We start from the raw sequence: 15,330 nt of genomic DNA, 5'->3' as shown, positions 1-15,330 counted from the left end.
AAATCCACTACCTAGTATGTTCAGGATTTTAATTATTAAACAAAATTTGGATAAACATGTAGAGTTATCAAATTAAATAAAAACATGTGCTAAATAATCAATAATAAAATGGAATCGTTTATTAGAAAGAAAAGAAGGGTACCTGTACCTACACAAAGAATTAGTTCCTGATATGAAAAATAGATTAGAAGTGAAGGTCATAGATGGAAACGAAATGGAGGAGATTAGTCGTGGCAAAAGACGTAAGCATGTATGTAAACGGAGAATGGATCACAACGGATGAAAAAATTGAGGTAACCAATCCAGCAACGAATGAAGTAATCGCGACTGTTCCAAAAGGCGGAGAAAAGGAAGCGACAAGAGCTGTGGATGCAGCCTATGAAGCATTTAAAGAGTGGTCGAAAAAAACGGCTGATGAACGTGGAAAGCTGTTGATGAAATGGCACGCCCTTATTGAACAACATACTGAGGAGCTCGGGAAAATCATGACGCTTGAGCAAGGTAAGCCTCTAAAAGAGGCGGAAGGCGAAATTAGCTATGCCAATGGATTTATTTCGTGGTATGCGGAAGAAGGAAAACGCGTGTATGGTGAAACGATTCCAGCGTCTGCCGCAAATAAACGAATTTTTGTACATAAACAGCCCGTAGGCGTATTAGCAGCAATCACGCCATGGAACTTCCCAGCGGCGATGATTACAAGGAAAGTGGGTCCTGCGTTAGCTGCAGGATGTACAGCAGTCATCAAGCCAGCGTCTCAAACTCCGCTTACGGCGCTTCGCTTAGCAGAGCTTGCCGAAGAAGCAGGAATTCCAAAGGGTGTTCTAAATGTTGTAACGGGAAGTGCCAAAACAATTGGCGACACGTGGCTTGCTGATGAGCGTGTCCGAAAACTTTCGTTCACAGGGTCGACTGAAATCGGAAAGCAGCTAATGAAGGGGGCAGCGGATACGGTCAAGAAAATTTCTCTTGAGCTCGGTGGTCACGCACCGTTTATCGTGACGGAGAATGCCGATATCGAAAAGGCCGTTTCACAAGCAGTCGCGTCCAAATTCCGAAACGCCGGACAAACGTGCGTATGTACAAACCGTTTCTATGTTCAAGAATCAGTTGCTGAAGAATTTACATCGAAGTTTATTGAAGCGGTGAAAAAATTGAAGGTAGGGGACGGATTAGAGGGAAATGATGTCGGACCGCTTATTGACGAGGATGCGGTGAAGAAGGTTCGTGAGCATATTGCAGATGCCAAAGAAAAAGGTGGGACGCTTGAAACGGGTGGCAATACGTTTAAGGACGATGGCGGCTTATTTGTAGAACCGACGGTCATTTCAGGCGCGAGCGATGACATGCTTTGCATGTATGACGAAACGTTTGGACCAGTCGCTCCGATCGCAACGTTTAAAACAGTTGATGAGGCCATCGAACGCGCGAACAATTCTCCGTTCGGTCTTGCGGCATATCTTTTCACGGAACATATTAAAGAAGCCATTAAGATTGCAGAAGCACTCGAGTATGGCATTGTAGGAGTAAACGATGGATTACCATCAACACCACAGGCTCCGTTTGGTGGATTTAAGGAAAGTGGTCTTGGTCGTGAAGGTGGTCACTATGGAATTGATGAGTTTTTAGAAGTAAAGTACATTTCATTAGGTCTTTAAACGGACTGAAAAGGGTGCATCCAGAGGGTGCATCTTTTTTTGTTGTTAATATCTTATAAGTAGGATAAAATTCGAATATAGGTATTTTTTACTAAAAATTCAGAAAAATAGGATGAGGTATGGGAATGAATTTTGAACAGCTTGTATCAGAACGTCGATCTGCAAATAATTTTTTAGAGGGAAATCCAATCACAAAAGAGGAATTAGCAAACATATTCAAACAGGTAAAGCTCGCTCCTTCTGCTTTCAATCTCCAACACGCCCGATATATAGTCGTATTGGATGCCGAAAAACGGAAAGCAATCAAAGCAATTGCATACGGACAGCATAAAGTAGGAACAGCTTCAGCTATCGTAGCCGTACTAGGCGATAAGAAGGCTTATGAGCATGTAGAAAAAATTTACGAGGGCCTTCGCATGTTAGGTGTTATCAAGCAAGAGGAGTACGATGAAATTGTTCGAAGCGTATTAGCAGCGTACGAAAATGGAGGAGAGAAATTTCAGGAAAACGAGGCTATTCGAAATGCTTCTTTATCAGCCATGCTCTTTATGCTTGCTGCCAAAGATCAGGGATGGGATACGTGTCCGATGATTGGATTTGATTCAGGTGCGCTAAAGGAATTTCTTCAACTCCCACAGCACTTAGAACCGGTGATGCTCATTGCTATTGGGAAAGAAAAAGTGCAGAGTAGAAGACCAAGAGGATATCGAAAGCCCGTCGAAGAGTTTGTATCGTTTATTTGATTTCGTCTCTATATGTACTATATAACATTTCGATAATGATCTGGTTTTTTCGTAAGACCGATTGTTATTACGGGAACGGATACATATGATATGGTAAGAAAGACAAACACAATGTAAGGGGGATACAAGCATGACTACTTATCAAAACCGATCTGACATACCTGTTCATGAAACGTGGAATCTAGCTGATTTATTTGCATCAAAAGAGGCATGGGAACAGGCTTATAAAGAAGTCGAAAAAGGCATTGAGTCGTTAAGTCGGTACAACGATGCCATTGAAAATGGGAAAGACTTGTTTGACTTTCTTACTCAAAAGGAAGAATTAAGTCAAACATTCAATTTGGTATACGTCTATGCCATGCTAGGAGTAGATTTAGATACACGTGATAGCGATGCACAGGCGCTGCTTGATCGTGCTACTCAGCTTAGCGTAAAGTATAGCGCAGCTGTCTCATTTTTCACTCCTTATCTTCTTAGCGTAGAAGAGGAAACGCTTCGTCAATACATAAAAGAGGTAGAAGGACTACAATACTTCGAGAATGATTTATATGAAACCTATCGCTATAAGGAACATGTATTAAATAAAGATCAAGAAGAACTGCTGTCACATTTAGGTGAAGCGCTCTCGTCACCAAAGCAAACGTTTGGCATGATGAATAATGCAGATATTAAATTTGGTGATGTGACAAACGATGATGGAGAAAATGTGGAACTGACGCGTGGTTTGTATGCGAAATTAATTGAAGACGATGACCGAAATAAACGCCAAGAAGCTTACAAAGCGTATTACAAGCCCTATGCACAGTTGAAAAATTCCATTGCGTCTACGCTTTCTTCAACTGTAAAAACGAATGCAACGACAGCCAAGCTTCGTCACTTTCCGTCTGCATTAGAGAAGGCACTGTTTGGTGATAACGTTCCAAAAGAAGTGTATGAGAACTTAATTAAAGCGGCACGTCATCATCTTCCGTCACTGCATGCTTACAGTGATATTCGAAAACAGGTGTTAGGTGTTGAGGATTTGCGTCAATACGACCTAAGCGTCAAGCTCGTTCAAAATTTAAACAAAGAGATTCCATATGACGAAGCGTATGAAACGATGTTGAAGGCTCTTGCACCACTCGGTGATGATTACGTAAAAACGCTCGCAGGCTTTAAAGAAAAGCGCTATGTCGATGTTCGCGAGACGAAAGGGAAACGTTCAGGAGCATATAATCTAGGAGTTTACGGTGTTCATCCGTTTGTTCTTTTAAATCATCGTGATAATATTGATAGCTTGTTTACGCTCTCTCATGAGATGGGTCACGCGATGCATAGCTATTATTCGAGTAAATATCAGCCGCAAATTTCTGCACGCTACTCCATTTTTGTGGCAGAAGTCGCCTCAACGGTCAATGAAATCTTGCTTATGAATTATTTGATTAATCATGCGGAAGATGAGGAAACGAAGCTTTATTTATTAAATGAGTTCATTGATAAATTTAAAGGGACGTTCTTCACACAGGTAATGTTTGCAGAATTTGAGAAGAAAACACATGAATTAGCGGAACAAGGTCAGCCGCTAAATGCCACTGTATTCAGTAGCGTTTATGAACAGCTTGTGGTTGATTATCATGGCCCTTCACTCGTACTAGATGACGAGGTGAAATACGGTTGGTCACGTATTCCACACTTTTACCGTCCGTTTTATGTATATAAATACGCGACTGGTTTTGCTTCTGCTATTCACATTGCAAATGAGCTGTTAGTTGGAAATAAGGATGCTCAGTCAGCTTACTTGGAATTTTTACAAAGCGGTGGATCAGACTATCCGCTTGAGCTACTGAAAAAAGCGGGCGTAGATCTCACGACAACGGAACCAGTGGACAATGCGCTACGTAAATTTGATCAGCTCGTGTCTGATTTACAGAACGTTTTCTCAAAACCAAAGGCGTAACGATTAGGTAATTAAACATCACCTTATTTTCCGTAAAAGAAGATGGAGATGTAGAGATAGAAGGTAACTTAGCGAGGTAAATATACAAGCAAGTACGCCCTGTTTTGAAAACGAAAAAAGGGAGCCCTTGAGGATCAAGAAGGGCTTCCTTTTCATTTTTTTGCATTGTTGGATTGATTATAATCGTTAAGATAATTGCTGATTTGTTCCACCGTTCCAAGCATGTTTGCAATTTGATCTTCAGGAAGGGAATGAAAAATCGTTTTTGCTTCGTCCGTAAAGTACTGCCTAATTTTCTCTAGTACCTCTCTGCCGCGTTCCGTGAGCTGAACGGAAACAATTCGGCGGTCTTCCTTTGAACGTGTTCGTTCTACAATATCATGCTTTTCGAGCTTATCAATCATACTAGTAGCAGAGCCAAGCGTAATGCCTAAGTAATCTGCAATTTCGTTCATTTTCATTTTCTCTTCATTTTCAAGCTTAAAAATAATTGCAATGCCTGAATTAGAAATGGCCGTATGTTCGTTCATATGTTGAAGAGCCTGCTTAAACTCTCGGTTTACTCGCAACAACTGTCTCCATAAATCAATCATTAACTGTTCTTTCTCCATCAATCGATCTCCTAACGTGTTAAAGCTTCTATTATGTCTTGTTATCTCCTTATTTTATCATATAATCCGCTAATATGCTGTGGTCGCCTCGATTTAAATAAGGAGCGTAACAGGATTTTTCCTAAATGCACCGAACTATTGAAGAGGATAAAGTAGAGGGAAGTGATGAGAATGAGGAAGGTAGTTCTTCCAGGGGGTTCGGGATTTTTAGGTGAGGCGCTTGCTGACTATTTAATTGCTAGAGGTTATGAAGTGGTCATTTTCACGCGATCTTCATCAAGGGGCGAATCACCGAGAAGGTACGTGCAGTGGGACGGAAAAACGAGAGGCGATTGGGTCCGAGAAATTAGCGGATCAACAGCCGTTGTCAATTTTACGGGTAAAAGCGTTAATTGTATTTATACACCAAAAAACAAGCAGGAAATTTTGCAGTCTCGGCTAGATTCTGTTAGCGTGTTGCATGACGTTATCAAAGGAAGTGACGATCCTCCGAACGCCTTTATACAGGCAGGTTCACTCGCCATTTTTGGTGATACGACAGATGTTTGTGATGAAACCTCCCCGCATGGCACAGGGTTTTCAGTAGACGTGTGTCAAAAATGGGAGGAAGCATTTTTTTCGCAGGAGCATATCGGAACGCGAAGAGTGCTGCTCCGGATTGGCTTTGCGCTCGGAAAAAATGGAGGAGCGCTAGAGCCGCTACGAAAGCTCGCAAATCGTCGTCTAGGTGGAACCGTAGGCTCTGGTAAGCAATACATAAGTTGGATTCACCTAGATGATTTAAATGAAATGTTTTTAACGGTCATTGAACAAGAGGAATTTGAAGGGATTTTTAATGCGACTGGACCTTCTCCCGTTACGAATAAAGAATTTATGAAAACGCTCCGTTCTGTGCTGAATAAGGGATGGTCACCAAAGGCACCAACGCCATTAGTAAAAGTAGGGGCTTATGTTATTATGCGTGCTGCGCCTGAGCTTGCACTAACTGGGAGACGCTGTGTTCCGGATCGTTTTTTGCGCCGGGGCTTTACGTTTCGATATATGAACTTAGAACAAGCTCTTCAAGAAATTATCAATGAATAAGCGATCAGCCTTCTGCGACATGATGCAGAGGGCTTTTGTATATGAAGTGATTAGTTGCGAAAAAAACAGGGGCATTCATTGTGTTTTATCTGTCTTTTTATTGTGGACATTTCTAAATATTTATAATATTATATCCTTAATAAATGTTATTATAGTAAGCTTTTAAAAAGATTTATGTGTACTTTTGAGGAAGACACTTGTTTTCTTATAGAGGAATGTAAGGGGTTGCAAAGTTGTAAGTGAAGAGGTTGCTACAACTTTTGTCTAGTTGAATATTATGAAAGGGGATGTGTGAATGTCTAGTCATACACTACAAAAATTTTTAACAGAAAATTTAGAGGAATTGAAGGGGAAAGGGCTTTATAACGTCATTGATCCAGTAGAAGGAGCAAATGGACCAACGATCACAATTGCTGGCAGAACGTTAATTAACCTTTCATCTAACAATTATCTAGGGCTTGCAACAGATTCTCGTCTCATCAATGCTTGTAACGAAGCAACGAAAAAATATGGTGTTGGTGCAGGGGCTGTTCGTACGATCAATGGAACGCTTGATATTCACGTAAAGCTTGAGGAGAAGTTAGCTGAGTTTAAGCATACAGAAGCAGCTATTGCCTATCAATCTGGATTCAACTGTAATATGGCGGCTATTTCCGCTGTAATGGATAAACATGATGCGATCTTATCGGATGAATTAAATCATGCATCCATTATTGACGGCTGTCGCTTGTCAAAAGCAAAAACCATTCGCTATAACCATTCTGATATGGAAGATCTTCGCGCTAAAGCAAAAGAGGCGACAAGTTCAGGTCTTTACAACAAGGTCATGGTCATTACAGATGGTGTCTTTTCAATGGACGGAGACATTGCAAAGCTTCCTGAAATTGTAGCGATTGCGGAAGAGTTCGATTTAATTACGTACGTTGATGATGCACATGGTTCTGGTGTACTCGGAAACGGCGCGGGAACGGTAAAACACTTTGGTTTGTCTGATAAAGTAGATTTTCAAATTGGTACATTATCTAAAGCCATTGGCGTTGTCGGTGGGTATGTTGCAGGTCGCAAAGATTTAATTGACTGGCTAAAGGTAAGAAGTCGACCATTCCTATTCTCTACGGCCGTCACGCCAGGAGCAGCTGCCTCTTGTATTGAAGCCATTACAATTTTAATGACGAGCACAGAGCTTCAAACAAAACTGTGGGAGAACGCCGACTACTTGAAGAAAGGCTTGAAGAAGCTAGGATTTGATATTGGTCATAGTGAAACTCCGATTACACCTTGTATCATTGGGGAAGAGACGAAAACGCAGGAGTTTAGCAAACGGTTAAATGAAGAAGGGGTATACGCAAAATCCATTGTGTTTCCAACCGTTCCTCAAGGAACAGGGCGTGTTCGTAACATGCCAACAGCTGCACATACGAAGGAAATGCTAGATGAAGCGTTAACGGTATATGAAAAAGTAGGAAAAGAGATGGGAATCATTTAAGAATGGTGGACACCCAGAGGATAGGGAGGAATTTTTAATGAAACGAATTCTAGTTACAGGGGCACTAGGACAGATCGGATCAGAACTGACGATGAAGCTACGTGAGTTATACGGCGAAGAAGGGGTAGTCGCAACAGATATTCGCCGTATTGATAGCAAAGTGGTGCATTCAGGACCATTTGAAACGTTAGATGTAACGGATGAAAAAGCCATGTTCGAAATTGCGAATCGTTATAAAGTGGATACCGTTATTCATTTAGCAGCATTGCTTTCTGCGACAGCAGAGCAAAAGCCGCTTCTTGCGTGGAACTTGAATATGGGTGGATTGGTGAATGCACTTGAAACAGCAAGAGAGCTGAACTGCCAATTTTTCACACCTAGCTCCATAGGGGCATTTGGCCCGCTAACGCCAAAGAATGACACGCCGCAGGATACCATTCAGCGTCCAACGACGATGTACGGAGTGAACAAAGTATCAGGTGAGCTTTTATGTGATTACTATTATCATAAGTTTGGGGTAGATACGAGAGGCCTTCGCTTTCCTGGTCTTATTTCTTATGTGACACCACCAGGCGGAGGAACAACTGATTACGCCGTTGAGATCTATTATGAAGCAATCAAAAAGCAAGCCTATACATCTTATATTGCACAGGGAACCTACATGGATATGATGTATATGCCGGATGCTCTCCAAGCCATCGTTGACTTAATGGAGGCGGACGGTTCGAAACTAGCACACCGAAACGCATTTAACGTGTCGGCAATGAGCTTTGAACCGTCTGAAATCGCCGCGGAAATTAAGAAGCATATTCCATCCTTTACGATGAACTATGAAGTGGACCCTGCTCGCCAAGCGATTGCAGAAAGCTGGCCGGATCGTATCGACTCTTCTTGTGCCAAAGCAGAATGGGGCTTTCATACTTCTTATGATTTAGAAAAGATGACGAAGGATATGCTTGAAAAATTGGGGCATCCGACGCAACAGCGAATTTGTTCATAAAAAAAGATGATCAGGATCTCCTGATCATCTTTTTTATGATTGTAACACGATTTTATACATGCGCTCATATTCTGGTTGAATCGCTGCTAATGTTTCTAAGCTTCTTGTGGCAAAAGGCGTTTCTTCTGCACGAAGCTGCTCTTGTAGCGATTGAAACGCAGTGATAAGCGACTCCTTGTATTCAGGAATGTCTCCGTCAAAAGGTTTTACCATTTTCTCCGGAATATTCGTTTGCTCGCGAAAGGCAAGAGCCTTACGTTCGTGAAAAAGCGGTACATCAACTTCGTTTGGGTTATGTAGATCTCCTTGACGAGGATGTTTCATTACGGCTAACACTTTTACGAGAACCGTGCCAGGACGAGTATTCGTAATTTCACCGATGTATTTTCCAGTTTTGTAAATGGCGGTTACGTGGTCGCCAATTTGTAGGGTTGTCATGATGATCGCCTCCTTTTCTTCATCATATCGATAGAGAGCACAAGAAGTAAAGAGAAATGATGTCAAGATCTCAATTTGGTTTTTATATTGAGAAAAAAAGAGTATATCGATTTACTAGGATAAGAATAAAAAAGAGTCGAAGATTAAAAATAAGGTCTATCGACTCATCTTTTACCTGTTACTATAGACTCCGCTCTTTTTTTATAGTATGACATAATTGAAGCGCTTACATTTATTTAGGGGAGTGGGAGAAATGAAAAAGAAGTGGAAGAAGAGAAGTCGCTTTGCGGCCATTACGATGTTTTCAACCTTATTATTAGTGCCATCGCTTGCACAGCCAAAAGAGGCAAAGGCGGCTACAACAAATGGAACGATGATGCAATATTTTGAATGGTACGTTCCAAATGACGGCCAGCAATGGAACCGATTGCGCACCGATGCTCCGTATTTATCAAGCGTTGGCATAACAGCGGTTTGGACGCCGCCTGCATACAAAGGAACAAGTCAAGCAGATGTTGGATACGGACCGTACGATTTGTACGATCTAGGGGAATTTAATCAAAAAGGCACCGTGCGCACAAAGTACGGAACGAAAGCCGAGTTAAAATCCGCTGTTAATACGCTTCATTCAAACGGTATACAGGTTTATGGAGACGTGGTTATGAACCATAAAGCGGGGGCAGACTACACGGAAAACGTAACGGCGGTTGAAGTAAATCCGAGCAATCGAAATCAAGAAACGTCTGGAGAATATAACATTCAAGCGTGGACGGGTTTTAACTTCCCGGGACGAGGAACGACGTACAGTAATTTTAAATGGCAGTGGTTTCACTTTGACGGGACGGACTGGGATCAATCGAGAAGCTTGAGTCGAATCTTTAAGTTTAGGGGAACCGGAAAGGCGTGGGATTGGGAGGTATCGTCAGAAAACGGAAATTACGATTATTTGATGTATGCAGATATTGATTACGATCACCCTGACGTTGTAAACGAAATGAAAAAATGGGGCGTATGGTACGCAAATGAAGTTGGTTTGGATGGATACCGCCTAGATGCGGTGAAACATATTAAGTTTTCATTCTTAAAAGACTGGGTGGATAATGCGCGTGCAGCCACTGGAAAAGAAATGTTTACGGTAGGAGAGTACTGGCAGAATGACCTTGGTGCGCTCAACAACTATCTAGCAAAGGTTAATTACAATCAGTCGCTATTTGATGCACCGCTTCACTACAATTTTTATGCGGCATCAACGGGTGGCGGGTATTATGACATGCGAAATATTTTAAATAATACGCTTGTTGCTTCTAATCCAACAAAAGCGGTAACGCTCGTTGAGAACCATGATACACAGCCGGGTCAATCATTAGAATCAACGGTTCAGCCTTGGTTTAAGCCGTTAGCCTATGCGTTTATTTTAACGAGATCTGGCGGGTATCCATCCGTATTCTATGGCGATATGTACGGAACAAAAGGTACGACAACACGCGAAATTCCAGCATTGAAGTCGAAAATTGAACCGTTGCTAAAAGCGAGAAAAGACTATGCGTATGGTACGCAACGTGATTACATCGATAATCCAGATGTGATTGGATGGACTCGAGAAGGAGATAGTACAAAAGCAAAATCTGGACTTGCAACGGTCATTACCGACGGTCCTGGCGGATCGAAGCGAATGTATGTGGGAACATCTAATGCGGGAGAAGTCTGGTATGACCTCACAGGAAATCGAACAGATAAAATTACGATTGGATCAGATGGTTATGCGACGTTTCCTGTAAACGGGGGTTCTGTTTCTGTATGGGTTCAGCAGTAAATTTGGAGAAAGCCTTAGAACATGTTTCTAGGGCTTTTTGTTAATCAATGAATCTTTAACTATTTTTAATGGAATTTTAATGCGTATACGTCGTGGGGTAAGATACAATAACAATCATACTGAAGCTTTTCATAAATGGAGGTTCTCATGTCAAAAGAACATGCGCAAAAAACAATGAAAGTAATCTCACCCCTTATTCGAATTGGCGGTATTGTGCTTTTACTTGTAGCCGCCGGAATGTTTGTGGTGACAATGTATCGCTTTGGAACAGGAGCAGGAGGCATACGCGCTTTAAAAGGTCTCAATAAAAACGTCGGAACGCTCGCTGAGATTATAGGGATTACGACTGGCGTATTGTGGCTTCTTCGCCACATATGGTTGCAAATGAAAAAACGGAAAATTCCGTTTGTTGAATGGGCACAGCAATTGTATTTGTTGATACGAACGCATCATATCTTTTTAGGGATTATCACACTTTGTTTAGGATTTGCACATGGCCTATATTTCTTCATTTTTCAAACGGATGAAAAGCTTACGATGTATACGGGCATTGCAACGTTTTTAGCACTTGTTGTGCTAGCTCTTTTAGGATGGAATCATCATGCAAAGAAAAAAACGAAGAAGAATCTCGTGACGAAAAAACAGCACATGATTATGGCCATCATTTTTGGTGTTTTATTTTTAATTCATTTGAACGTATAAAAAGGATCGAGAAGTTATTTTCTCGATCCTTTTTTGTATTTGCTAGGAGAAAGAAGAAAAGAAGCTGATTTAGTTGTAATAATCATTGAACTAATAATTTAACATCGTGATTGTATTTATCGCAAAGTGGTGCACACGCATAAAACAAGGGAACTCCTGAAAACGGGAGTTCCCTTTATTTTAAACGATAGCTTTTGTATTAAGCGCCTAAAAAAGCATTTAGCATCCAAGTGCGTTGCTGCAAGTCTTTCACCATGCCAACGAAAAAGTCAGCCGTTGCTTCATCATTCTCATTCCCTGCTACTTCAATGAGCTGTTTTGCTTCCTCAATAATCAATGAATAATCGTTGACTAGCGTACGTACCATGTCTTCTGCTGTTTGCTCATGATTTGTTTCAGAAAGCGTCGCTTGCTCAAGGTGTTCTTTCATCGTTGCAATCGGCTGTCCACCGATACTAAGTAGGCGTTCGGCAAGATCATCAATAATTGTGCCTGCTTCATTATAAAACGCTTCAAATTTCTCATGCAGTGTGAAAAAGTGAGGACCTTTCACATACCAGTGAAAACGATGCAATTTTGTATTTAAAAGACTCCAGTTTGCGATTTGTTGGTTTAATAAGTGTTGTGTACTCAATGTGATTTCCTCCTTTAGATGTCCTGTGATACTCTATAAACTGATTATAACAGATCTAAAATTAAAATCAATATTTAATTATAATTATTATAAATAAAAAAGTTAGTGTGTTTGCGCTGGAAGTCCATTAATAAAGGTTCGAAGCATAAACTGAATCGTTTCTTCATTATCAACAGACAGATTGAATCCACGGTTCATTTCGATCATAGCAAATCCATGAACAAGGCTTCGTAGAGCTCTTACAGCATGAATTAGGTCTTCGTCAGCTAAATGATAGTAATTGAGAATGGCTACAAGAAGCTGAACGATATAGTCGCCTTTTTTCATAATATCAGGATCACTAAGGTCAGGAGCACGAAATGTTGCTTCATATAAGCCGGGATGGTCTCGGACAAATTGAATATACGAAAATCCGACTGAAAGAATCGCCTCGTCTCCCGAACGTCCCACTGCTGATAGGGTTAGCTGGTGAGCGAGCTGTTCAATGGCGTAGCAGGCAAGGTCTTTACGTAGCCCTTTTAATCCGTTTACATGATTGTATAAGGAAGGGGTTTTAATTCCAAGCTCCTTCGCTACAGAAGCTAACGTGACGCTCTCATAGCCATCACGCTCTGCTAGGAGTGCAGCCGTTTTGACAACGGTCGTTTGATCAAGACCTTGGCGCATACTGTTCCACTCCTTTTTCAGCTTCACGGATGGCCTTTTGCATAGAAGTACTGGGATTTACAAGCCAATTCCCATGTCCAACAGCAAGTAGGGTTGGCTTCAAATCATACAGCGCTTTGGCGCTTTCTAACGCAAGCTCTTTGTTCCATGTGGAAAACGCTGGGAAAGGAAAGCGCCATTTTAATGTGCCAGCAACGGCTATTCCGCCACGTATTTGAAAAACATCACCTGCAATGAGCGCCCCGCTTCGTGTATCAAGATAAGCCATATGCCCAGGCGTATGGCCAGGTGTAGCGATAGCTTGCAAGGAACCGATCATATCACCGTGCGTGATGGTTTGATCAGGAACCGTAGTTAAGGATTTTGGAACACCGCCTTTGATGGGAAGCTGAGGCTCATGCGCATCTAGTGACCGATCTCCTTTCATCAGACGAGCATCGCGTTGCGAAATGATGACCTTTGCATGAGGAAAAGCAGCTTTAAGGGCATCGAGTGCTCCGACGTGGTCATCGTGTGCGTGTGTAAGCAAAATGCGTGTAAGTGGCTTTTGGATGTTCTCAATTTCTTTTATAATTCCTTTTGCACTAAAGGGAAGAGCGGCATCAATTAACGTTACTTCATCCCTTTCTTCAACAAGGTAGCAGTTGACAGGGAACAGGTGGGGAAGCTCAGTTAGTTGATAAACAGACTCATATTTTTTTATTTTCATTTTCATCGGTCTCCTCTTTAACTAATGATATTAGTTTATAAACTTATTATATTAGTTAGAGGATAAAATTGCCACTAAAAACTTTGAATGATTCTATATATTGCGATAAACGGGCAATTCGGCTACTATTGAGAACGGAATTATCGTTTTATAGAGTGGGGGTACGAAGCTTGAGTTCTTTAATCATTGCTTCACTTATTTTCCTTTTAACGCTTGTACTCGTCATTTGGCAGCCAAAAGGTCTTTCAATTGGCTGGATTGCTTGTGCAGGAGGAGCATTAGCGCTGCTCGCAGGGGTTGTTTCGTTCCATGACGTAGCGGAAGTAACAAGCATCGTTTGGAATGCGACATTGACGCTTGTGGCGCTCATTATTATTTCGCTCGTATTGGATGAAGTTGGCTTTTTTGAGTGGGCGGCGCTACATATGGCAAGAGTGGCAAAGGGAAGAGGAATGCGTCTCTATTTATTTCTCATTGTGCTCGGTGCCATTGTGTCAGCGTTTTTTGCAAATGATGGAGGGGCGCTTATTTTGACGCCAATCGTTCTTGCGATGGTACGCGCACTAAACTACGATGAGCGAGTGATACTTGTCTTTATTATCGGAAGTGGATTTGTGGCAGACACAACTTCTTTGCCTTTTACCATAAGCAACTTAGTGAACATTGTGTCAGCCGATTTCTTTGGTATTGGCTTTAACGAGTATGCGACACGCATGATTGTGCCAGATTTGTTTGCTTTGCTCGGGACGCTCATCGTTCTGTACTTATTTTCCTACAAGGTTGTACCGAAGACGTATAACGTTGCTGAATTAAAACGTCCTTCAGAAGCCATTCGTGATCACAAAATGTTTCGACTATCTTGGTGGATTATGGGCGCGCTTTTTGCAGGATACCTCGCTAGTCAAGCATTGGGGATTCCTGTTTCAATTATCGCCGGAGTGATTGCGATTGTCTTATTGCTAGCGAGTAGAAAGAGCCCTGGTATTTCCACAAAAGCGGTCTTAAAGGGAGCTCCGTGGGCGATTGTGTTTTTTTCGATCGGTATGTACGTAGTCGTATACGGTCTTCAAAATGTCGGTCTTACACATGTACTTACAGAGTGGTTAGAGACATTTGCATCGAAAGGATTATTTGCGGCGACTGTTGGAATGGGAGCCCTTGCAGCAGTTCTTTCGTCTGTGATGAACAACCTCCCAACGGTAATGATTAATGCGCTAGCCATTTCAGATAGTCACACAAATGGCATTATCCAAGAAGCGCTTATCTACGCAAACGTCATCGGATCAGATCTTGGACCGAAGATGACGCCAATTGGGTCACTTGCGACGCTGTTGTGGTTGCATGTATTAGCGAAAAAAGGTGTGTATATTTCTTGGCGCACGTATGTAAAAGTAGGAGTTGTTATTACGATCCCAGTGCTTTTATTTACATTGGTCGGACTATATCTGTGGTTAAAAATTCTTTCATAGGAGGAACGAAAAAATGGAAATGACGCAAGAAGCAAAACAGCTCGTATTAGATGTGCTGTACGAGCAAGATGTACCAGGCATTCGTCTCTATTTCGCCGGAATTAGCTGTGAGATGCCAACTATTAAATTAGCATTTGATGAAGAGCAGGAAGGCGATGTTCTGATTGAGGTCAATGAGATTCAAGTAGCGATCCAAAAGGAGATTCTTCCATATACAGAGGAACTTTTGTTGGACGTTCATCAAACGCCTTACGGTCCTGGCTTGGCGCTAGTAGGGCTTAAAACAAACGAATCATAACGTTGTAAAGAGGAGGCTGGGACATAACTAGCCAAAAATAACGAAAAAAGGGTTCACGTCATCGGAATATGATGATGTGAACCCTTT

General features: G+C 41.7%; 15 protein-coding genes. 10 read left to right on the top strand and 5 right to left on the bottom strand.

From position 1 onward, the window contains the following. Positions 1–248 precede the first annotated feature (248 nt). The 3 genes from AMD01_RS15545 (at position 249) to pepF (ending at position 4,334) form a co-directional block, all read left to right on the top strand. Positions 249–1,655, top strand: a complete 1,407-nt coding sequence (locus AMD01_RS15545) for an NAD-dependent succinate-semialdehyde dehydrogenase (protein WP_053402458.1) — start codon at positions 249–251, stop codon at positions 1,653–1,655. 119 nt (positions 1,656–1,774) lie between these two features. Continuing rightward, positions 1,775–2,398, top strand: coding sequence for a nitroreductase family protein (locus AMD01_RS15540; protein WP_053402357.1), 624 nt, complete (start codon positions 1,775–1,777; stop codon positions 2,396–2,398). 130 nt (positions 2,399–2,528) lie between these two features. After that, positions 2,529–4,334, top strand: coding sequence for an oligoendopeptidase F (pepF, locus tag AMD01_RS15535; RefSeq protein ID WP_053402356.1), 1,806 nt, complete (start codon positions 2,529–2,531; stop codon positions 4,332–4,334). A 152-nt stretch (positions 4,335–4,486) separates the two neighbouring features. On the opposite strand, the gene AMD01_RS15530 is transcribed toward pepF, so the two are convergent. Then, complete coding sequence (locus AMD01_RS15530; RefSeq protein ID WP_053402355.1) at positions 4,487–4,945, bottom strand: MarR family winged helix-turn-helix transcriptional regulator; 459 nt, start codon at positions 4,943–4,945, stop codon at positions 4,487–4,489. 171 nt (positions 4,946–5,116) lie between these two features. On the opposite strand from AMD01_RS15530, the gene AMD01_RS15525 reads away from it, so the two are divergent. The 3 genes from AMD01_RS15525 (at position 5,117) to AMD01_RS15515 (ending at position 8,514) form a co-directional block, all read left to right on the top strand. Beyond that, positions 5,117–6,028 carry a TIGR01777 family oxidoreductase gene (locus AMD01_RS15525; protein ID WP_053402354.1) on the top strand — a complete coding sequence of 304 codons (912 nt, stop codon included), beginning with the start codon at positions 5,117–5,119 and terminating at the stop codon, positions 6,026–6,028. Positions 6,029–6,323: 295 nt separating this feature from the next. Beyond that, positions 6,324–7,514, top strand: coding sequence for a glycine C-acetyltransferase (locus AMD01_RS15520; RefSeq protein WP_053402353.1), 1,191 nt, complete (start codon positions 6,324–6,326; stop codon positions 7,512–7,514). A gap of 37 nt (positions 7,515–7,551) precedes the next feature. After that, positions 7,552–8,514 carry an L-threonine 3-dehydrogenase gene (locus AMD01_RS15515; protein WP_053402352.1) on the top strand — a complete coding sequence of 321 codons (963 nt, stop codon included), beginning with the start codon at positions 7,552–7,554 and terminating at the stop codon, positions 8,512–8,514. A 33-nt stretch (positions 8,515–8,547) separates the two neighbouring features. Here the strand turns inward: AMD01_RS15515 and kapB are convergent, their stop codons facing one another. Further along, a complete protein-coding gene (kapB, locus tag AMD01_RS15510; RefSeq protein WP_157052772.1) occupies positions 8,548–8,955 on the bottom strand; it encodes a kinase-associated lipoprotein KapB in 408 nt (135 codons plus the stop codon). Positions 8,956–9,250: 295 nt separating this feature from the next. Here kapB and amyS point away from each other — a divergent pair, with 295 nt between their 5' ends. Then, the gene (gene amyS / locus AMD01_RS15505; RefSeq protein ID WP_157052771.1) at positions 9,251–10,765 is read left to right on the top strand and encodes an alpha-amylase; all 1,515 of its coding nucleotides are present in this window, start codon (positions 9,251–9,253) and stop codon (positions 10,763–10,765) included. Between the two features lie 147 nt (positions 10,766–10,912). Then, on the top strand, positions 10,913–11,467 hold the full coding sequence (locus AMD01_RS15500) for a hypothetical protein (protein WP_053402349.1): 555 nt from the start codon (positions 10,913–10,915) through the stop codon (positions 11,465–11,467). 199 nt (positions 11,468–11,666) lie between these two features. Here AMD01_RS15500 and AMD01_RS15495 read toward each other — a convergent pair whose 3' ends face one another. The 3 genes from AMD01_RS15495 to AMD01_RS15485 all read right to left on the bottom strand — a co-directional run bounded on the left by AMD01_RS15495 (position 11,667) and on the right by AMD01_RS15485 (position 13,476). Next, on the bottom strand, positions 11,667–12,101 hold the full coding sequence (locus AMD01_RS15495) for a Dps family protein (RefSeq protein ID WP_053402348.1): 435 nt from the start codon (positions 12,099–12,101) through the stop codon (positions 11,667–11,669). Between the two features lie 102 nt (positions 12,102–12,203). Continuing rightward, positions 12,204–12,767 carry a TetR/AcrR family transcriptional regulator gene (locus AMD01_RS15490; protein WP_053402347.1) on the bottom strand — a complete coding sequence of 188 codons (564 nt, stop codon included), beginning with the start codon at positions 12,765–12,767 and terminating at the stop codon, positions 12,204–12,206. Continuing rightward, positions 12,751–13,476, bottom strand: a complete 726-nt coding sequence (locus tag AMD01_RS15485; protein WP_053402346.1) for an MBL fold metallo-hydrolase — start codon at positions 13,474–13,476, stop codon at positions 12,751–12,753. Before AMD01_RS15485 ends, AMD01_RS15490 begins: the two co-directional genes overlap by 17 nt. 170 nt (positions 13,477–13,646) lie before the next feature. Here AMD01_RS15485 and AMD01_RS15480 point away from each other — a divergent pair, with 170 nt between their 5' ends. Both AMD01_RS15480 and AMD01_RS15475 read left to right on the top strand, forming a co-directional pair. Next, on the top strand, positions 13,647–14,945 hold the full coding sequence (locus AMD01_RS15480) for an arsenic transporter (RefSeq protein ID WP_053402345.1): 1,299 nt from the start codon (positions 13,647–13,649) through the stop codon (positions 14,943–14,945). 13 nt (positions 14,946–14,958) lie between these two features. Beyond that, positions 14,959–15,243 (top strand): iron-sulfur cluster assembly accessory protein, encoded by a 285-nt coding sequence (locus AMD01_RS15475; protein WP_053402344.1) that lies wholly within the window; start codon positions 14,959–14,961, stop codon positions 15,241–15,243. Positions 15,244–15,330: the final 87 nt, after the last annotated feature.

It is taken from the genome of Priestia koreensis (assembly GCF_001274935.1).
In the GTDB taxonomy this organism is placed as follows: Bacteria; Bacillota; Bacilli; order Bacillales; family Bacillaceae_H; genus Bacillus_AG; species Bacillus_AG koreensis.
Note: the sequence above shows the minus strand (reverse complement) of the source record. Positions and strands in the feature narration are given on the sequence as shown.